The organism is Ramlibacter monticola, assembly GCF_016722785.1.
GTDB classification, from domain to species: Bacteria; Pseudomonadota; Gammaproteobacteria; order Burkholderiales; family Burkholderiaceae_C; genus Ramlibacter; species Ramlibacter monticola.
In genome coordinates, this window is sequence record NZ_JAEQNE010000006.1 from 111,159 (window position 1) to 128,863 (window position 17,705).

Annotated in this window: 22 protein-coding genes; 5 read left to right on the forward strand and 17 right to left on the reverse strand. The window is 71.9% G+C overall.

Annotated features, from left to right (window positions below; all coding sequences use genetic code 11):
• Positions 1–63: 63 nt before the first annotated feature.
• Positions 64–699, forward strand: a complete 636-nt coding sequence (locus JJ685_RS21240; protein ID WP_201676348.1) for a CDP-alcohol phosphatidyltransferase family protein — start codon at positions 64–66, stop codon at positions 697–699.
• A gap of 1 nt (position 700) precedes the next feature.
• Here the strand turns inward: JJ685_RS21240 and JJ685_RS21245 are convergent, their stop codons facing one another.
• Genes JJ685_RS21245 through JJ685_RS21255 form a run of 3 tightly spaced genes read right to left on the reverse strand, consistent with a single transcriptional unit; the run spans position 701 to position 1,603 of the window.
• Positions 701–955, reverse strand: coding sequence for a DUF5985 family protein (locus JJ685_RS21245; protein ID WP_201676349.1), 255 nt, complete (start codon positions 953–955; stop codon positions 701–703).
• Positions 956–957: 2 nt separating this feature from the next.
• Positions 958–1,218 carry a DUF5985 family protein gene (locus JJ685_RS21250; protein ID WP_201676350.1) on the reverse strand — a complete coding sequence of 87 codons (261 nt, stop codon included), beginning with the start codon at positions 1,216–1,218 and terminating at the stop codon, positions 958–960.
• Positions 1,219–1,222: 4 nt separating this feature from the next.
• Complete coding sequence (locus JJ685_RS21255; RefSeq protein WP_201676351.1) at positions 1,223–1,603, reverse strand: hypothetical protein; 381 nt, start codon at positions 1,601–1,603, stop codon at positions 1,223–1,225.
• A gap of 172 nt (positions 1,604–1,775) precedes the next feature.
• Here JJ685_RS21255 and thpR point away from each other — a divergent pair, with 172 nt between their 5' ends.
• Positions 1,776–2,297 (forward strand): RNA 2',3'-cyclic phosphodiesterase, encoded by a 522-nt coding sequence (gene thpR, locus JJ685_RS21260; protein WP_201676352.1) that lies wholly within the window; start codon positions 1,776–1,778, stop codon positions 2,295–2,297.
• Between the two features lie 105 nt (positions 2,298–2,402).
• Here thpR and JJ685_RS21265 read toward each other — a convergent pair whose 3' ends face one another.
• The 4 genes from JJ685_RS21265 to JJ685_RS21280 all read right to left on the reverse strand — a co-directional run bounded on the left by JJ685_RS21265 (position 2,403) and on the right by JJ685_RS21280 (position 5,755).
• Positions 2,403–3,536: a DUF4382 domain-containing protein gene (locus tag JJ685_RS21265; RefSeq protein WP_236599171.1), complete on the reverse strand. Its 1,134-nt coding sequence runs from the start codon at positions 3,534–3,536 to the stop codon at positions 2,403–2,405.
• A gap of 221 nt (positions 3,537–3,757) precedes the next feature.
• Positions 3,758–4,417 carry a hypothetical protein gene (locus JJ685_RS21270; RefSeq protein ID WP_201676354.1) on the reverse strand — a complete coding sequence of 220 codons (660 nt, stop codon included), beginning with the start codon at positions 4,415–4,417 and terminating at the stop codon, positions 3,758–3,760.
• A 14-nt stretch (positions 4,418–4,431) separates the two neighbouring features.
• The gene (locus tag JJ685_RS21275) at positions 4,432–5,046 is read right to left on the reverse strand and encodes an FHA domain-containing protein (RefSeq protein ID WP_201676355.1); all 615 of its coding nucleotides are present in this window, start codon (positions 5,044–5,046) and stop codon (positions 4,432–4,434) included.
• 79 nt (positions 5,047–5,125) lie between these two features.
• Positions 5,126–5,755, reverse strand: a complete 630-nt coding sequence (locus tag JJ685_RS21280; protein ID WP_236599172.1) for a hemerythrin domain-containing protein — start codon at positions 5,753–5,755, stop codon at positions 5,126–5,128.
• A 131-nt stretch (positions 5,756–5,886) separates the two neighbouring features.
• Here JJ685_RS21280 and JJ685_RS21285 point away from each other — a divergent pair, with 131 nt between their 5' ends.
• Positions 5,887–6,324, forward strand: coding sequence for a universal stress protein (locus JJ685_RS21285; RefSeq protein WP_201676356.1), 438 nt, complete (start codon positions 5,887–5,889; stop codon positions 6,322–6,324).
• Between the two features lie 55 nt (positions 6,325–6,379).
• On the opposite strand, the gene JJ685_RS21290 is transcribed toward JJ685_RS21285, so the two are convergent.
• Positions 6,380–7,282, reverse strand: coding sequence for a hypothetical protein (locus JJ685_RS21290; protein WP_201676357.1), 903 nt, complete (start codon positions 7,280–7,282; stop codon positions 6,380–6,382).
• Between the two features lie 71 nt (positions 7,283–7,353).
• Between JJ685_RS21290 and JJ685_RS21295 the strand changes: the two genes are divergently transcribed.
• Positions 7,354–8,637, forward strand: coding sequence for a YbfB/YjiJ family MFS transporter (locus JJ685_RS21295; RefSeq protein ID WP_201676358.1), 1,284 nt, complete (start codon positions 7,354–7,356; stop codon positions 8,635–8,637).
• Here JJ685_RS21295 and JJ685_RS21300 read toward each other — a convergent pair.
• From JJ685_RS21300 to JJ685_RS21335, 8 genes are all read right to left on the reverse strand, one after another.
• On the reverse strand, positions 8,582–9,499 hold the full coding sequence (locus tag JJ685_RS21300) for a M23 family metallopeptidase (RefSeq protein WP_236599173.1): 918 nt from the start codon (positions 9,497–9,499) through the stop codon (positions 8,582–8,584). The two genes, JJ685_RS21295 and JJ685_RS21300, sit on opposite strands and share 56 nt — an antisense overlap.
• A complete protein-coding gene (locus JJ685_RS21305; RefSeq protein ID WP_201676359.1) occupies positions 9,496–10,551 on the reverse strand; it encodes a L,D-transpeptidase family protein in 1,056 nt (351 codons plus the stop codon). The genes JJ685_RS21300 and JJ685_RS21305 overlap by 4 nt, the downstream gene beginning before the upstream one ends.
• 100 nt (positions 10,552–10,651) lie before the next feature.
• Entirely contained in the window at positions 10,652–10,939 is a 288-nt protein-coding gene (locus JJ685_RS21310) for a hypothetical protein (RefSeq protein WP_201676360.1), read from the reverse strand.
• Between the two features lie 69 nt (positions 10,940–11,008).
• Complete coding sequence (locus JJ685_RS21315) at positions 11,009–11,701, reverse strand: transglutaminase-like domain-containing protein (RefSeq protein WP_201676361.1); 693 nt, start codon at positions 11,699–11,701, stop codon at positions 11,009–11,011.
• 10 nt (positions 11,702–11,711) lie between these two features.
• Positions 11,712–12,500, reverse strand: a complete 789-nt coding sequence (locus JJ685_RS21320) for a 2-keto-4-pentenoate hydratase (protein ID WP_201676362.1) — start codon at positions 12,498–12,500, stop codon at positions 11,712–11,714.
• Positions 12,501–12,509: 9 nt separating this feature from the next.
• Complete coding sequence (locus tag JJ685_RS21325; RefSeq protein ID WP_201676363.1) at positions 12,510–13,295, reverse strand: SDR family NAD(P)-dependent oxidoreductase; 786 nt, start codon at positions 13,293–13,295, stop codon at positions 12,510–12,512.
• Positions 13,292–13,942 (reverse strand): glutathione S-transferase family protein, encoded by a 651-nt coding sequence (locus JJ685_RS21330; protein WP_201676364.1) that lies wholly within the window; start codon positions 13,940–13,942, stop codon positions 13,292–13,294. The genes JJ685_RS21325 and JJ685_RS21330 overlap by 4 nt, the downstream gene beginning before the upstream one ends.
• Positions 13,943–13,952: 10 nt before the next feature.
• A complete protein-coding gene (locus JJ685_RS21335; RefSeq protein WP_236599174.1) occupies positions 13,953–14,963 on the reverse strand; it encodes a Bug family tripartite tricarboxylate transporter substrate binding protein in 1,011 nt (336 codons plus the stop codon).
• Positions 14,964–15,057: 94 nt separating this feature from the next.
• On the opposite strand from JJ685_RS21335, the gene JJ685_RS21340 reads away from it, so the two are divergent.
• A complete protein-coding gene (locus tag JJ685_RS21340) occupies positions 15,058–15,675 on the forward strand; it encodes a 3'-5' exonuclease (protein WP_408015485.1) in 618 nt (205 codons plus the stop codon).
• On the opposite strand, the gene JJ685_RS21345 is transcribed toward JJ685_RS21340, so the two are convergent.
• Positions 15,635–17,665: a penicillin-binding protein 1A gene (locus JJ685_RS21345; RefSeq protein ID WP_201676366.1), complete on the reverse strand. Its 2,031-nt coding sequence runs from the start codon at positions 17,663–17,665 to the stop codon at positions 15,635–15,637. The two genes, JJ685_RS21340 and JJ685_RS21345, sit on opposite strands and share 41 nt — an antisense overlap.
• Positions 17,666–17,705 lie beyond the last annotated feature (40 nt).

Below are 17,705 nucleotides of genomic sequence, written 5' to 3' on the forward strand. Positions count from 1 at the left end.
CCGGGGCCGACGGCGTGCTGGACCAGCTGGTGAGTATCATGGTCCGGCTTCGAGGAGCCACACATGCCGGAGAGCGCGTCCCGTCCCCGCCACTTCTCCATGGTGCGGGAATTCCACCTGGCCGACTTCTTTACCCTCGGCAACGCGGCCTGCGGCGTGGGCGCCATCCTGCTGGCCATGCTGTTCATGGCCGGTGGCGAGCGCGTGCACTTCCTGTTGGCCGCGGCGCTGGCGCCGGCCGCCTTCATCTGCGACGTCCTCGACGGCCGCATCGCGCGGGCCCGGCACCAGCATTCGGCCCTGGGCCGGGAGCTCGACTCGCTCTCGGACGTGATCTCCTTCGGCATGGCGCCGGCGGCGCTGGGCTTCGCCGCGGGGCTGCAGGGCGGCTGGGATGCCGCCGCCCTGATCTACTTCGTCTGCTGCGGCGTGAGCCGGCTGGCCCGCTTCAACGTGACCGCCGAGGAACTCGCGACCGACGCCTCCGGCAAGGTGAAGTACTTCGAAGGCACGCCGATCCCGACCAGCGTGGTGCTCACCGGCATCCTGGCGCTGGCCGGGTGGCAGGGGCGGCTGGGCGACGGCATCTGGGGCGGCGTGGCCGACCTCGGCCCCTGGGACCTGCACCCGATCGCCCTGCTCTTCGTGCTCTCCGGCAGCCTCATGATCAGCAAGACGCTGCGGATCCCGAAGTTCTGAATCAGCGCTTGCGGTTCTTCTGCCAGATGGCCAGCAGGATCAGCCCGTAGGCCACCACCCGCACCCCGAAGATGCCGGGGTTGTCCTCGGCCGCGGGCGACATGAGCGCCAGCGCCACCCGGCCGGCGGTCTCCAGCCAGAAGGACAGCGCGAACCAGAGGAAGAAGCGGTCGCCGGTCTGGCGCCAGAAGCGGAAGAAGAACAGGCCGGCCACCAGCCAGCCGGCCGCGATCGCGCCCATGAGCATCTGCTCCATGCTCAGTCCTCCTCCCAGATGAGGCCGAACAGCAGCAGCAGCACCGCCACCAGCGCCGCCACGAGGCGCGGCATGCGCAGGTCGATCTCCACCGGCCAGACCACCCGGTCGAGGACCAGCAGCACGTTGTTGACGCTCAGCGCCGCGAAGCACAGCGCGCTCCAGAACAGGAGCCGCGCCCCGCTGGCACGCCAGCTGCGCCACAGCAGCACCAGGCAGGTGATCGAGGTGAGCGCGCAAAGGGAATAGATGACCGTCGCCATGACCCTATTCCTTCCGGAAACGGAACGCATCGGCGAACTGCTGCGCGCGCCGGTCGATGCGGGAGTGGATGAGGCGCGTGACGGCCACGAGGTCCTGCGCATAGGCCTCCGCCAGGCGATCGAAGAGGCCGCCGAGGTCGTCGGCCGGCGCATAGCGGATGGTGCCGTCCGCACCCGAGTCGACCGCGACGCCGCTGTCGCGCAGCAGCCCGATCAGCTCCGCGCCCCGCTGCTCCGGCACGTAGAGCCGGCGCGCCAGCTGCCCCGCGCCCCAGGGCTGGGCGGGGTCGGCGCGCAGCAGCAGCACCGCCTCGAGGTAAGGCACCGACGGGATGCTGGTGAGGATGAACCGGCGCAACTCCGCCGGCAGCTCGCTGGAGATCATTGTTCTGAACTGCAGGCGGCCCGTCGCGCTGGTTTTCCCCCTTGCACCTCGGGCATGCGCCTGTACATTGGCCGTGAATGTAGCGCCTGTCGTCGGCCGATGCTGCTCATCAGGGACGTTTGACGAGCGTTGGAGCCCTCCGGGGCTCATTTTTTTCGACAATGCGGCGTCGATGGCCGCGCCGCCGCCCGCTTCCTTGCGCCTGTTCCTGGCGCTGTGGCCGCCCGCCCCGGTGGGCGCGGCGCTGCGGTCGCACGCGGACGCGTGGACCTGGCCCCCCAACGCACGTCGCACGCGACCCGAGCGGCTGCACATCACCCTGCATTTCATCGGAGAGGTGCCCTCGGCCGAAGTCCTGCCCTTGCAGGCGGCGCTGCACGTGCCCTGGCCGGGCTGCGATCTCGTCCTGGACCGGGCCGGCGTATGGCCGGGCGGGATCGCGGTGCTGGAGGGCACGCAGGTCCCCGACGCCCTGCAGGCGCTGCACGCGGCGCTGGGAGAGAACCTGCGAGCTTGCGGCGCGGCGGTGGAAACGCGCCGCTACCGCCCGCACGTCACCTTCGCGCGCAAGGCGCAGGGCGCCCGCCCGCCGGGGGAGTTCGCGCCGCTGCGCTGGCAGGCCGCACCGGAGTACCTGCTGATGCAGTCGCTCCCCGGCGGCCGTGGCTACGTACCGCTTCAGCGCTTCGGCTGAGCCGACCGGCGTCGCGCGGGGGAGGCCGGGAGCACCGCCTCCAGGGCCGCGCCGCTACAGAAGGGGCCTGCCGGCCGACAGGCCCCTTCCGGCGACTGGCCGGCCTCAGTACGCGAAGTTGACCGTCGAAGCGGGGGCGCTGCCCAGGTCGAGCGCGCGGGTCAGCGCGAGGCGGTCGGGGGTGCTCGCACTCAGGGTGTACTTGCCCGCTGCCGCGGCCTGCGCCGCGAAGCTCAGCCCGGTGGCCGAGAACGGCGCGCGCACGGGGGCCGCCGTGGGCAGGCGCAGCGTGTAGGTGGCCAGTTCCACGTCCACCGGCGTGGCCGCCACCTGGACGGTGTCGGCGCCGACGACCTGCAGCGCACGGACGGTGGCGTCGCCCAGCGGGTTCGCGTTCGCCGTGACGGTGCCGGTCACCGTCCCCATGGGGGAGGTGGGCAGCACGATCGGCGCCGCGGCGCTGTTCACGCTCGTCACGCTGGCCGCGAGGCTGACCGGCACGCCGCTCACCACGCCGGCGGCGCGGCCGTCCGAGGTGATCACCAGGGTGTACGTGTCCTCCGGCAGGAAGGACAGCACGAACTTCCCGCTGGCGTCGGGCACCGTGGAGCGCACGATGGCCCCGTCCTTCTGCGCCGACACCGAGGTGGCGGTCAGGGTCATCGTCGTCGTGACGAAGCCCTGGATCGAGGTGACGAAGCGCGGGGTGACCGAGACCACCGGCTTGAGCACGAAGCTGCCGCTGTTGCCCGCTGCCACCACGGACTTGCAGGCATCGAAGTCGAGCACCAGGTCGGCCTGCTTGCCGGCCTCGACGCTGAAGTGAACCTGCAGCTTCAGGCCGCTCTGCTGCGCGCTGGGCGTCCGCAGCGGCGTCAGCGTGCCGCCGATCGGCTGCACCGCGTTGGCGAGCGGCTGCTGGACGCTGTTCTCGGCGAGCACCAGGCGCACCTGCGAGTAGTCGCCGGCCGGCAGGGCCGTGCTGCCCAGTTCCTCCAGCACGCCGTTGGTGAGGCCCAGGAGGTCGACCCGCCGCGGCGCCGCGAGCGTCAGGTCGCGCCAGCCCGCATCGTTGTCGCCGGCGCCGGCACTGGTGTGCACCCGCACCTTCTCCACCGTGACGAACACGTGCTCGTAGCAGCTCGGGGCATCGGTCATCGCCACGCGCAGCGTGCCGTCGCCCGCGACGCCTCCGCTGCCGCCGCCGCCGCCGCAGCCCGCCAGCACGAGGGCCGACATCCACGTGGCAGCCCGGATTCCCCAACGGCAGGCACTCCCATACGACTTGCGCATTCCATTCCTTTCGGTGTCCGAAGAGCTTGCAATGCTGTCGGGAGGATGCGCCCCGGCCGTGACCGGGCGTAACCACGAGCGCGCGTGAGCAGCCCGGCTGTTGCCGTTGCAGCCGGGCTGTTGCCGATGGAAACAGGGCTTGCGGGGACCCCGCAACACCCGGCGCGCTAGCGGCCGCCGGGGTGGGTGTCCTCGAAGTCAGGCGGCTCGGGAGCCTGCGGCGGCTTGCGGGCGGTGTCCGCCATGGCGGCGTCGCGGATGGCGAACAGCGCCTGCAGGTCTTGCTCGATCTCGTCGTCGGGATGCGCCTGCTCTCCGCCTTCCGGCGCCGCGCGTGCGGCCTCGGCCGGCACGACGGCGGCGGCGGCGCGGGCCGCGGCCAGGTTCCAGCTCTTGGGGTCGGGCATGTCCTCGGCCTTCACGCCCGTGAACTCCCAGCCCAGGCTCAGGAGCCAGTCGCGGCAGCGCGGCTCGAAGCGGGACAGTTCGCGCTCGAAGCCGTCCTGGAAGGGGAACACGTAGGGCAGCAGCCGCTCGTGCGCCTGCTTCACCACGAAGTTGACGTGCAGGCCACGGCGGCCGGCGCGCGTGACGGCCGACAGGATGCGGCATTCGATCCAGTCGGACGGGATGCCGTGCTTGCGCATGGTGTCGCGCAGGATCACTTGCACGAGTTCGCGGCGCGGCGCGTTGCGCCCCGTCTGGGTGTCCCCGCTGTCCGGATCGTCCTCGAAGAACTGCGTGCTGGCCTGCGTCGACGGCGCGCTCTTCCTCTCCTCCCTGCTGGCGGGGGTGCTGTTCTTGAAAATGCGATCGATCAGACCCATGCGGGGATTCTGCTTCATTCCCTGAGCTGGAACTGCATGCGGGTGCCCGCGAGCTCCAGGATGTCCGAGTCGGTGAGTTGGACGGGTTCCGTGCTGAAGGGAGCGCCGTTGAGCAGGGGCGCCGTCGGCCCGCCGAGATGCGTGACGAAGAAGCCGCCGCGCCGGTGCGCCACCGAGACGACGCAGACGCCCGGCTTGCCGAAGGTGGTGACCGCCTTCACCACGGGCATCTCCAGCCCGGCGGACGAGCCGTTCTTGACGGAGAGGGTGGCTTGCAGTTGCGGCGGATCCACGCTGAGCATGTGGGTGCCGCCGCCGAAGGAGCTGGGCTCCTCGCTGGCCTGCAGGTACTTGATGCGGTAGGGGCCGATGGCGATCACGTCGCCGTCCTGCAGTTGCGTGCGCTCCTTGAGCATGCGGTCGTTGACGTAGGTGCCGTTGGTGCTCCCCAGGTCCTGGAGGAAGACGTCCGCCACGCCGACCAGGTCGAAGGCGCAATGGCTGCCGCTCACCACCATCGTATCGAGCACGATGTCGTTTTCCGGCTTGCGGCCCAGCGTCGTGCGGTCCTTGTGCAGGAACACGTGCTTGACCTCGACGCCCTTGACGCTCGCTATGAGCTGCGGCATGTGCACCCTCCGGGCTGCGCTGCGACCCCGGCACCATGCTAGCGCCGCGGCGGGACCGCCACAAGGAGGTTTGTGAGGGCTAGATGTACCCGACCACCTGCGGCACGTTGCGCAGGTGCAGCGCGAGGCCCAGGGCGGCCATGTGGTTGCCGTTGCGCCCGAGGATGCGTTCGGCCAGCGGCAGGAACACGGTTTCCTCGTAGCGGGCATGGCGCAGGAAGGCCCGCACCAGTTCCTCCATGATCTCGGCGTCGACCTCGGCGCGGTTGCCGCGCGCGGCCGCGCGCACGGAGGGCTCCAGGCGCTTCCACAGCCCTTCGACCTCGCGGTGTTCGGCGACCAGTCGCTCGATCATGCCGCGCACCGCCTTGCGCTCGTTGGCGTTGGCGCTCTGCAGCACGGCGGGGAACAGCTCGGCTTCCTCCTCCGCGTGGTGCGGCAGGATGGCGGTGCGGAACAGCTCCAGCGTGCTCTGCGCCACCTGGCGGGCGTGGTTGGCGGCATCCACCAGTTCGGGCAGGCGGGCCGTGCCTTCCAGCTGCGTGACGATCCCGAGGTGGCAGCGGGTGAAGGAGGTCAGCGGGGTTTCCGCTGGCATCTCCAGCGCCGCGCCGGAGTCCGCTGCCTGCGGCGGCGTGAGGGTGGGCTCGTTCGCGGACGTGCGTTCCAGCTGGCTCGGCGCGACGGGCTCGGGCTGCAGGCTTCTCATGGGCTCGTGGCTCCTGGGTCGTGATGGCGCCATGTTGCCCCCGACCCCGCTGCGGCACTTGATACACGTCAACCGGCCTGCTCGGGGGCGCCTGCACCATGGCGCTATCGAAAAGCACAAGGAGGTCCCGCATGTTCCGCCACATCCTGTTCGCCACCGACGGCTCTTCCGCTTCGGAGCACGCCTCCCAGGTGGCGGTGGACCTGGCCCGGGTGCACGGCGCCCGCCTGACGGCGCTCTACGTGGTCGATCCCTACCCCTACCTCGGCGTGGGCGAGGCCAATCCGCTCGGCTTCCAGGCCTACATGGGCGCGGCGCTGCAGCACGCCGCGGAAGCGCACAACAAGGTGGCCGCGCTGTGCGAGCAGGCGCCCGCCGTCCCCTTCCAGGCCCGGCTCGCCGAGGATGTCGCCGCGGCGACCGGCATCGTGCAGTCGGCCCGCCAGGTCGAGGCCGACCTGATCGTCGTCGGCTCGCACGGCCGCACCGGCGTCGCCCGCCTGATGCTGGGCAGCGTCGCCAGCAAGGTGGTGGCGGAGTCGCCGATCCCGGTGCTGGTGGCGCGGTAACGCGCCAGCCCCGCGCGGGCGTCGTCGTTCCAGAGGGGGCGGAGACCCGGCCCCTCTACGCCAGCACGCTGGCCCCGGCCTCGCGCAGCCGCCCCAGGACCTCGTCCCAGCGCTGCGTGTGCTCGGCGTGCAGCCGGCTGCCCTGCTCCAGCACCGGCTGGAACTTCCAGCCCTTCACCGGCGCCGCCTCGAACCACTGGCGCGCCCGCTGGTGCACGATCCACAGCGGCGTGCGCCACGCGCCCCAGGGCTCCGCGGTGCGTGCCAGGTCCGGGCTGGACTCCAGCGCGCCGGCGGCGTAAGTCAGGAGGCCGTAGCGGCGCGGCGTCGAGGGCTGGCGCGGGCCGTCGTCGAAGGTCTCGAAGACCGTCTGGTCCTCCAGCGCCGCCGGCAGCAGTTCGCGCGCGACCAGGTGGTGGCCGCCCTCGTGCCCGCTGCCCGTGTCGGCGTGCAGCAGCGGGCGCAGTTCGAATCCGGTCAGCCCGCTGCCCCGCAGCGCCTGCGCCACCTGCGGGCCGACCACGTATTCGCCGGTCCAGTCGTCCACGTGGCTGATCGCGCTGCCCGCCACCGGCTTGCTCAGGAAGATCTTCTGCGGCAGCCGCACCGACCAGCGGCTGGCGGTGGGATGCAGGCTGTCCGAATGGTAGGCGGCCATGGTGGCCTTGGAATCGGCCCGCGTCTGCGCGATGGTCGAACGGCACAGGGCCTCGAGGCGGCTCGACGCCGCCAGGTCCGCGGGGCTGCACTGCAAGTCGCGCAGGAAGCTCACGGGCTCGCCGTCGGCGAGTTCCAGCAGGCGCGGCAGCACCGGCCCGGAGGCATCGAAGAACTTGGGGAACAGGAAGCCGAGGGCGGGGTGCGCCTTGGCGCCGAGGGTGCGGGCCAGGGCTTCGTCCGCCCCGAGGCGTTGCGCCAGGCCGGGGCTGCAGGGTCGCAGCGCGAGCATGATCTTCATGGCCGCTGATGGTAGCGGCAGCCGCGCCGTCGCCGCGTCGGCCAATGCCGCGTGCGACACTTGCCCGCCCCATGCCCGCCTCCCGTCCCCTCCCCAGCCCCCTCGCCATCGCCCTGGCGGGGCTCGTCTCCCTGGGGGTCGCGATGGGCATCGGCCGATTCGCCTTCACGCCGCTGCTGCCGATGATGCTGGCGGAGGGCACGGTCAGCATCCCCGGGGCCAGCCTGCTGGCCAGCGCGAACTACCTCGGTTACCTGGTGGGCGCGCTCGCCTGCACCTTCCAGCCCTGGATCGCGCGCCGCCTCGGGCGCGGCGGCGCCGTGAACGCCCCGCGCACGGTGCGCGCGGCGCTGGTGGCGACCGCCCTGCTGACGCTGGGCATGGCGTGGCAGCCGCCGGCGGCGTGGCCGGCCCTGCGCTTTGCCGCGGGCGTGGCCAGCGCCGTCGCCTTCCTCTACACCTCGGCCTGGTGCCTCGAGCAGCTCGCGCGGCGCGACCAGCCGGCCATGGGCGCCCTGATCTACGTGGGCCCCGGCGCGGGCATCGTGGCCAGCGGGCTGGCGGCCACGGGGCTGGTCGCCCTCGGCGCGGCGGCGACGGTCGGCTGGCTGACGTTCGCGGTGCTGGCGGCGGCGCTCACCGCCCTGGCCTGGCCGGTGTTCCACCCGCGCAACGCGGTGCCGGCGCCCATGGTGGCCGCGAGCGGGCCGGCCGCCGCGCCGGCGCCCGCGCCCGCCGGGACGACCGAAGTCGGAGCGCTCACCCTCGCCTACGGGCTGGCCGGGATCGGCTACATCATCACCGCCACCTTCCTGCCGGTGATCGCGCGGCAGGCCCTGCCCGGATCGCACTGGCTGGACCTGTTCTGGCCCCTGCTGGGGGCCGGCGTGATGGCCGGCGCGGTGCTTGCGTCGCGCCTGCGCGGCGGCGGCGACCTGCGCCTGCGGCTGGCGGCCTGCTATGCGATCCAGGCGGTGGGCGTCGCGTCCAGCATCGTCTCGCCGACGCTCGCCGGCTTCGCGATCGGCAGCCTGCTGGTGGGACTGCCGTTCACGACCATCACCTTCTTCGCCATGCAGGAGGCGCGCCGGCTGCGCCCGCAGCACGCCGCCAGCACCATGGGCCTGCTCACCGCGATGTACGGCGTGGGGCAGATCGCGGGCCCGCCGCTGGCGGCCTGGCTGGTGGCGCGCAGTCGCACGGCGGCCGAAGGCTTCGCGCTGTCGCTGTGGATCGCCAGCGGGATCCTGCTGGCGGGCGCGCTCCTCTACGTGGGGCTGGCGCGCGCCTACCCCGTGCTCAGCGCGCCGCGACCTGCGTCGGCGCGGCGCGGCTCAGTGCGGGATACGGGTTGATCGCCTCGCCCTGCCACCACTTCGGCGGCGAGCCGAGCCGGAACACCGCGAAGTGCAGGTGCGGCGTCCCCGGATCCGCGTTGCCGGTGCTGCCCACGTAGCCGATCAGGTCGCCGCGCTTCACGTCCATGCCTTCGCGCACGCCCGGCGCGTAGCGCGCGAGGTGCGCGTAGTAGTAGCAAAGCCGCCCCTGCGGGTCGAACTGGTACACCGTGAGCCCGCCGGGCTTGCTGGTGAACAGCTTGGCGACGCGGCCGTCGTCCACGGCGACCACCGGCGTGCCCGTGGGCGCCAGGATGTCGATCGCCTCGTGCCGGCGGCTGCCGCGGCTCTGCTCGTAGTTGTCGCGCAGGGTGGCCGGGAGGATGCCCGCCACCGGCACTTCGAGCGGACGCTGCGCGAGCAGCTGCGCACCCTGCGCATCGCCCGGGTCGCGCACGGCGGGCAGGTCGGCGGCCGAGAGCTTCTGCGGCGCGCTGGCCGCGGACGCCGGTTCGGCGGTCGCGCCGCCGCCGGCGGGTGCGTGGAACTGCCCCATCTCGGTCATCGCGGCGCTGCCCTCCGCTGCGGGCGGCGGCGCCGGCTGCGCATTCGGATCGGCGGGCGGCGCGCCCATGGCGCTGGTTTCCGGTGCGGGGGCTTGCGCCGCCGGTGCGGGCGTGCCCGCGACCTGCGCAGCCGTGCCGCCCTCGACGGGGGCCGCCGCCTGCGGCGCAGGGGTCGCCTCGCCGCCACGCAGCACTGTGTCGTCCGGCAGCGAGGCCTGCGGCGGCTGCACGGTGGTGACGGGGGCCGACTGGTCGCAGGCCTGCAGGCCCAGGACCGCCAGCGCGGCGAGCAGGCCCAGGCGCCAGGTCCTCATGCCTGCACCTCCACCGTCATGCCGGGGCCGGCGAGCGTCGACAGGCGCAGCACGTCCCAGTTGGTGAGCCGCACGCAGCCGTTGGTGGTGACCCGCGCCATCTGCGAGGGCTCGGCGGTGCCGTGAATGCCCGCGTGTTCCTTGCTCAGGCCCAGCCACATCACGCCCACGGGGTTGTTGGGCCCGGGCGGCAGCTTCAGCTTCTGGTCGCTCTTGGGATTGCGCAGCAGCGACGGGTCGTAGCTGTAGTCGGGGTTCTTGGCCTTGCTCACGATCTGCAGCGTGCCCAGTGGCAACGGCGGTTCGCCCAGGCTGACCGGGAAGGCGCCCAGCACCTTGCCGCCGTCGCCCAGGAGGTACAGCAGCTTGTCGGACTTGTCGATGCGGAGCGCGGTCAGGCCCGCCGGCGCCGTGGCCGCGCGGCCCACGTCGGTGACGACCAGCGCCTGCCCTGCCTGCAGCGGCCGGTCCTTGTTCAGGGCGGCGAGCAGCTTGGGGCTCATGTGGAAGCGCTCGCCGATCGCTTCGCCAAGGCTCTCGTAGGCCAGCGACGGCAGCTGCGCCTGCTGCTCGGGGTCCTCCGACAGCTTGACGTAGGGCCCGGCGATGTCGGCATCGGTCAGCACGTAGCTCGCGAACGCCGGGGCCTGCTGCGGCGCCAGGGCCTGCCAGGTGGGCTCGTCCATCTTGCCCGTCACGGGCAGCCCGCGCGAGGTCTGGAAGGCGTTCACCGCGCGCGTCATGTTGGAGCCGAAGCTGCCGTCGATCTCGCCCACGGAGAACCAGGCCCGATCGAGCAGCACCTGCGCCCGGATCACCGCCGGCCCCTTGGCGCCCTGCGCCAGCACCGGCATTGCGGCGTCGGCATTGAGCTGCGCGAGGTGCTGCATGGCGTCGGCGGGGAATGGGGTCGGCACGATGGCCACCGGCTTCGCCGGGGTGGCGTGGCGGTTCTTGTGCTGCGGGGCCGCCGGCGCCGTGGCCGGCAGGGCGGCCAGGCCCAGCGGCAGGGCCAGGGCGAGCGCGCGCAGGAGAGGTGAATGCTTTGGCATGGCAGGACTCCGTGAAGGATGTCCTACCGTAGTGCTGCTGCGACCGCGCTCCTGTAGTCGCGGAGCGAAGGGCGCGGTCGGCGGCGGCTGTCCCCGGGGCTCAGGGGTCGATCGGAGCAAGTGCCATGCACTCCAGGACCTGCACCGAGGGCCACACCCGCGGATGGCTGTTGACCCAGCTGCGCCCGAGGTACTGCGACACGGACGCGCTACCCAGCACACCTGCCAGGGTGCCGGCCCGGGCGGCCCTCCGCAGGGCATGGGCGCTGCGCATGACCTCCTCGCTCTCGGCGCCGCCCGGCCCGCCGGCCTCGGCGTTCCACTCCCGCTGGATCGCGACTATGAGCTTCGCCGCGGCGAGTTCCAGCGGCACGACAACGCGCGGCATCACCACCTCCACAAGCTTGCACCCTGCCCCGTTATAGCGCCGCGCCGGCGGGAAAGGCTCTGCGCAAGCTCAAGAAATTCCCGGCTCGCGCGCCACGTCCGAAAGGAAGTCGCTGGAACTGAGGGCGCTGAGCGTCCCGGCCTCCGCCAGCCAGCGCGGGTAGCGCAGGCGGAAGTCCGCCACCAGTTCCGCCAACGGCACGTCGGCGTAGCGGCCGCGATCCGCCAGGTATTCCATGTGCCGCTGCCCGGAGCGGTCGAAGGCGTGGTAGATCGAGTCCTCGCGGCCGTCGAACTCCAGCGGATGCAGGCCGAAGCGCTCGCACAGCGCGAGGTTGAAGGCGGGCGTCGCCTTGACCCAGCTCCCGTCGATCCACACGTCGGCATAGCCATGCCAGGTGAAGACGTCCGTCTCCATGGTCTCGCGCATGCGCTGCGTGGACAGGTGGTTGCGCACGTCGGCGAAGCCCATGCGCGCGGGGATGCCGGCGGCGCGGCAGGCGGCCGCCATCAGCGCCGCCTTCGTGACGCACCAGCCGTAGCCGATCTCCAGCACGGTGCTGGCGCGCATGCCGCGCGGGCTCAGGTCGATGCGGTACGGGTCGTAGCGGAAGCGGTCGCGCACCGCGTAGTACAGCGCCACGGCACGCTCGCGCGCGTTGCCGCCTTCGGCGTGGCGGGCGGCGAACTCGCGCACCGCCGGGTGGTCGCTGTCCACGAGGTCCGTGGCGGCGAGGGAGGACTGGGGATCGTCGATGGTCATGCGGTGGGTCTCAGACGAATCGCACCGCGAGCGGCGCAAGGGGTGGATCGAAGGCGGCGCGCCACTGCTCGCCGCGATGGACCGGCCAGGCGTCGGTCCAGGTGCCGGTGGTCACGACGTCGCCGGGCAGCAGGTCGGGCGCGCCGGGGCAGTCGCGCAGCGCGCCCAGGAAATGCGCCAGCGCGTGCAGGGGGCCCTCCAGCACGTTGGCGCCGGCGCCTTCGTCGATGCGCTCGCCGCCCCGGGACAGGGTGATGCGCGCGGCCGCCAGCCGCGCGTCGAAGGCGGCGCCGCCGCCGGCCGCGAGCGGATCGACCGCGATCCTGGGCCCCGCCAGCAGCCGGGCGTGCAGGCCGCTGTCCGCCACGGTGTCGGCCGCGGTGAACTTCCAGTCCTTCATGTGCGACTGCACGATCTCGAAGCCGGGCGCCATCCACTCGACGCAGGCCAGCAGCTGGTCCAGCGTGGCGCGCGCCGGCGGCGTGGCCTTGAGGCCGAACACGCACTCCGGCTCGATGCGCGGCTGGCAGGTGCCGGCCAGCGCGATCTCGCCCTCGCCTTCGCAGAAGGACAGGGTCGTGTTCCAGACGGTGCCCCAGATCGGCCCGTAGACGCCGTAGCGCTCCCAGATCGTGCGGTTGGTGAAACCCACCTTGAAGCCGCGCGGCTGCTCGCCGCGCCGGATGCGCAGCTGGCGCACGGTCAGCGCCCGCTCGTAGGCCTCGCCCACGTCCAGCCCGCAGCCCTGCGGCCAGGGGGTGGCATCGTCCAGGTGCCGCAGGAGCGATTCCGGCTTCATGCCGACAGCTTAGCGTGCGGCGGCGGGCGGGCGCGGCCCGAGGTGCACGCCGCCGTCGAGGAGAAGCAGTTCACCGGTGACGGTGCGGGCGCCGTCGACCAGCCACACGATGGCCTCGGCCACGTCCTCCGGCGTGGAGGCGCGGCCCAGCGGCGCGGTCTTTTCGACCGTGGCCTTCAGCTTCTCGAAGCCTTCCTGCCCGATTCCGTCCACAAACCAGCGGCTGGTGATCAGGCCCGGGCAGACGGCATTCACGCGCACTTCCGGCGCCAGCGTGCGCGCCAGGTGCAGCGTGACCGCGTTCAGCGCGCCCTTCGACGCGATGTACGGCACCGAGGACCCGATGCCCAGCGAGCCGGCGATGGAGGACACGTTGACGATGCAGCCCTGCGCCGCCTTCAGCTGCGGCAGGCAGGCCCGCGCCATCTGGAAGGCGCCGACTGCATTGACGGCGTAGATGCGCTGGAAAGCCTCCAGGTCCAGCGCGTCCCAGGCGGCGTCGGCGCCGAACACCGACATGCCGGCGTTGTTCACCAGCGCGTCGATGCGGCCCCAGCGCTCCACCGTCGCGGCGGCGAGCGCGCGGCAGTCGGCGTCCTGCGAGACGTCGCCGCGCAGCAGCAGCGTCCCGGCGCCGGCCGCGCGGCACGCGGCCTGGGTGGCCTCGGCCTCGGACTGGCTGCGCGAGTAGTTGATCACCACGTCCCAGCCGCGCCCGGCGAGGATCCGCGCGGTGGCGGCACCGACGCCGGTGGCGGAGCCCGTGACCAGGGCGACCTTGCGTTGCGTGCTCATGGCTTCGCCTGCTCCAGCGCCGCCTTGCGGTCGGCGTTGACCTTCTGCGCCGACGCCCGCTCGCCCACGAATTTCAGGTAGGGCTTGTAGTCGAGGCCGTGGGCCAGCAGCAGGTCCTCGCCATAGATCGTCTTCGTCGCCAGGCCCACCAGCGGCAAGTCGACGAAGGCGCAGCAGTCCGCCATCGTGAAGCTGTCGCCCGCGGCGTAGGGGGCGAACTTGAGCAGGCGCTGCACCGCGACTATCTTCTGTTCCACCTCCTTGCGGATGCGCGCGGAATTGCCCTCCGACAGCGCCGGCGCGCCGAAGAAGGCGGTGGGATAGAGCTGGCGCGCCGCGATCTCCAGGTGCCAGTCGAGGAAGGTGACGAGCTCGCGCACCTTGGCGGCGGCAAACGGGTCGCGGGGGAGCAACGGTGGATCCGGGTACGTGGCCTCCAGGTACTCCAGGATCACCTGGCTCTCGCACAGGCAGCCCTGCTCCGTCGTGAGGTACGGGATCTTGCCCAGCGGGGAGCCGGCCAGCAGCGCCTCGCCCTTGTCTCGCACGCCCGCGTAGCGCTCCTCGAAAGGCACGCCCTTTTCCAGCAGGGCGAGCTTGGCCTTGTTGTAGTAGTTGCTGATGGCGAATCCGTGCAAGGTCAGCATCGCGTTCTCCTCATTCGATCTTGGCGCCGGATTCCTTGACCACCCTGGCCCACTTGCCGGTCTCGGCCAGGATCAGGGCGGCGAGCGCCTCCGGCGTGCCGGGGTTCGGGTCCAGCCCCAGCTTGGCGAGCTTCTCCTTCACGTCGGGCAGCGCCATCACCTTCAGCGTCTCCGCGTTGATGCGCATCTGCACCTCGCGCGGAATGCCGGGCGAGCCGAGCAGCGCGAACCAGGAGGTGGCCTCGAACCCGGGCAGGCCCGATTCTGCGATGGTGGGGATGGTGGGCGCCGCCGCCGAACGCTGGGCGCTCGTGACGGCGATCGCCTTGATCTTGCCCTCCTGCACCAGCGGCAGCGCCGAAGGCATGTTGTCGAAGATCATCTGGATGCGGCCTCCCATCAGGTCGGGGATGGCCTCGGCGCGGCCCTTGTAGGGGATGTGCTGCATCTTCACGCCGGCCAGGGTGTTGAACAGCTCGCCGGACAGGTGGATCGAGGTGCCGCTGCCCGAGGAGCCGAAGAACAGCTGCTGCTTCTTCGCCAGCTCGATCAGTTCCTTCACGTTGGCCGCCGGCACGTTGTTGTTCACGACCAGCAGGTTCGGGGTGGAGGCCAGGAAGCTGATCGGCGTGAAGTCCTTGATGTTGTTGTAGGGCATCTTCTGGTACAGCGACGCGTTGATCGCGTGCGTGCCCACGGTGCCGATCACAAGCGTGTGGCCGTCGCCCGGCGCCTTGGCCACGAGGTCGGCGCCGATGTTGCCGCCGGCGCCCGGCTTGTTCTCCACGGTGATCGGCTGGCCCAGGGGCGCCCACTTTTCGGCCAGCACGCGCGCCAGCGTGTCGGGCGCGCCGCCGGGCGGGAAGGTGACGACGATGCGAACCGGCCTGGTGGGCCAGGCGGCGCCCTGGGCGTGGGCCTGCGGCAGCGCGGCGGCGAGGACCAGGCCGGCCAGCGCCACAACGGCGCGGACGCGCGAACGATGCATGCGGAACTCCTGCTTCGGGTCGTTGGTTGGCATGCAACCATTCTCCCGGCGGGCTGTCCCCCTGCAAATGCTCCTGTGCCCTAGTCCCCGCCGCGACAGCCGCTATCCTCGCGGGATGCTGCCGCCCGTGCCCTCCCCGGAAGAGCTCCTGCTGCTCCAGCCCTTCCCGCGCATGGGGCTCGATCGCATCGTGGTGGTCGCCAGCGCCAGCGAAGCCGCGCTCGCCGCCGACGCGCTGCTGCGCGCCGAGGCCTGGGGCTTCGACACCGAATCGAAGCCCACCTTCCAGGCCGGCGAGGCCTCCGAAGGGCCGCACGTGATCCAGCTCGCCACGCTGGAACGGGCCTTCGTGTTCCAGCTGCACGACGAGGCCTGCCGCGCCGTGGCCGGCGAGCTGCTGGCCCGCGAAGGCATCGTCAAGGCGGGCTTCGGCCTGCGCGAGGACCGCAAGCGCATCCAGCACAAGCTGGGCGTCGCCCCGCAGGACGTGCTGGACCTGGACACCGTGTTCCGGCAGCGCGGCTATCGCCGGCAGATGGGCATCAAGGCGGCGGTGGCGGTGCTGTTCGGGCAGCGCTACCAGAAGTCGAAACGCGCCACCACCTCCAACTGGGCCCGGCGCGAGCTGTCGGAGTCGCAGCTGCTGTACGCCGCCAACGATGCATGGGCCGCCCTGTGCGTCTACTACGCGCTGCGCGAGACGCTCACTGGATCATCTTCCACAGCCGCCCCAGCAGGTCGTTGACGATCTCCGGCACCGGCACCGGGGCAGGTTCCGGCGGCTTCGCCCGCGGCCGCGGGATGTCGAATTCGACGCGGCCGTCCACCAGCCGCGAGCGCAGCGCGTGCATGAAGAAGTCGCCCACGATCGGCAGGGCGCTGCGGGCGCCCTGGCCCCAGCTGTCGCCCATCGTGATGCGGTTGTCGTTGAAGCCGACCCAGGCGCCCGCCACCAGCTGCGGGTGCATCAGGATGAACCAGCCGTCGCTGTTGTCCTGCGTGGTGCCGGTCTTGCCGGCGACGTCGGCCTGGATGCCGTAGCGGGTGCGGATGGCGGTGCCGGTGCCCTCGTCGACCACGCCGCGCATCACGTTCACGAGCTGCAGGGCGAGCGGCCGGGGCATCGCCTCCACGCCCTTCGGGCGCGTGAACAGCGCCAGGGTGTGGCCCTTGCGGTCCTCCACCGACGCGATCAGCTGCGGCTCGCCGAGGTAGCGGCCGTCGTTGGCGAGCGTGCCGTAGGCGGTGACCATCTCGCGCAGCGTCACCGGGCTGGTGCCCAGCGCCAGCGAGGGCACCGGGTCCAGCTTGCTCTCGCGCACGCCGAGGTTCCAGGCGAGGTCCACGACGCGCGACGGGCCGACCTTCTGCATCACCTGCGCGGTGATGCTGTTGCGCGACTGCACGAGGCCGTCGCGCAGCGTCATCGGCTGGTTGGTGGGCGGGGTGGAGTCGCGCGGGCTCCAGACGGCGCCGCCGCGGTCGCGGATCGCCACCGGCTGGTCGACGAACACGTCCTCCGGCATCATGCCGATCCCGAAGGCGGCCCCGTAGACGAAGGGCTTGAAGGTGGAACCGGGCTGACGGCGCGCCTGGTTCACGTGGTCGAACTGCTCCTGCGCGTAGTCGGCGCTGCCCACCCAGGCCTTGACCTGGGCGCTGCGCGGGTCGATGGCCACGAAGCCGGCCTGCAGCACCGCGCGTTCCTCGTCGCGGCGCCGCGCGCGGTCGACGATCCCCTGCAGTTGCGCGAGCTGCCGCGCCACCGCCTGGTTGGCTGCCTTCTGCAGCCGGGTGTCGATGGTGGTGCGCACCACCAGGCCGTCGGCGTAGATGTCGTAATCCTCGCGGTCGGCCCAGGAGATCAGCCACTTGCGGACCTGCTGCGCGACGTGCGGCGCGATGCCGACGGGCTCGGTCTGGCGCTCGAAGTCGAGGCGCACCGGCCGCGCCGCCAGCACCTGCGCGCGCTGCGCGTCCAGCTTGCCGCGCTTGACCATCTGCGCCAGCACCGTGTTGCGGCGCGCGCGGGCCCGCTCGGGGTTGAGCACCGGGTTGTAGTAGCTCGTGCCCTTGAGCATGCCGATCAGCGTGGCCGCCTCCAGCACGTCGAGCCGGTCGGCGGACTTGTCGAAGTAGGTCCGCGCGGCCATCTCGATGCCGAAGGCGTTGTAGAGGAAGGGGACCGTGTTGAGGTAGGTCTCCAGGATCTCCTGCTTGGAGTAGATCGCCTCGATCTTGAGCGCGGTGATCGCCTCCTTGGCCTTGCGGGTGAGCGAGGGCGCGCGGCCGATCTCCTGCGGATAGAGGTTGCGCGCGAGCTGCTGCGTGAGGGTGGAGCCGCCCTGGCGCTCGCCACGCAGCGTGTTCAGGAGGGCGGCGCCGGTGCGGCGCAGGTCGATGCCGTGGTGCTCGTAGAAGCGGTGGTCCTCGGTGGCGATCAGCGCGTCCACCACCGGTTTGGAGACCTTGGCCAGCGGCACCCACTGGCGGTTGACGCGCTTGAACTCGGCCAGCACCACGCCGTCGGCCGACATCACCACCGTCGGCACTTCCGACTTGGCCTTGCGCAGGTCGGAGATGCTGGGCGTGAAGGGGATCAGCGCGAGCAGGTAGACGAGCAGCAGCGTGGGCAGCAGCAGCGCCGAGCGCACCGGGTAGCGCCGCACGAGTTCGCGCACGCGGCGCCAGAGTTCGACGGCCCGGGCCTGGGCCCGGGCAAGGGCCGGATTCATCCGAGGGAATCTAGGAGAGGAGGGTTACTGGACGGTGTAG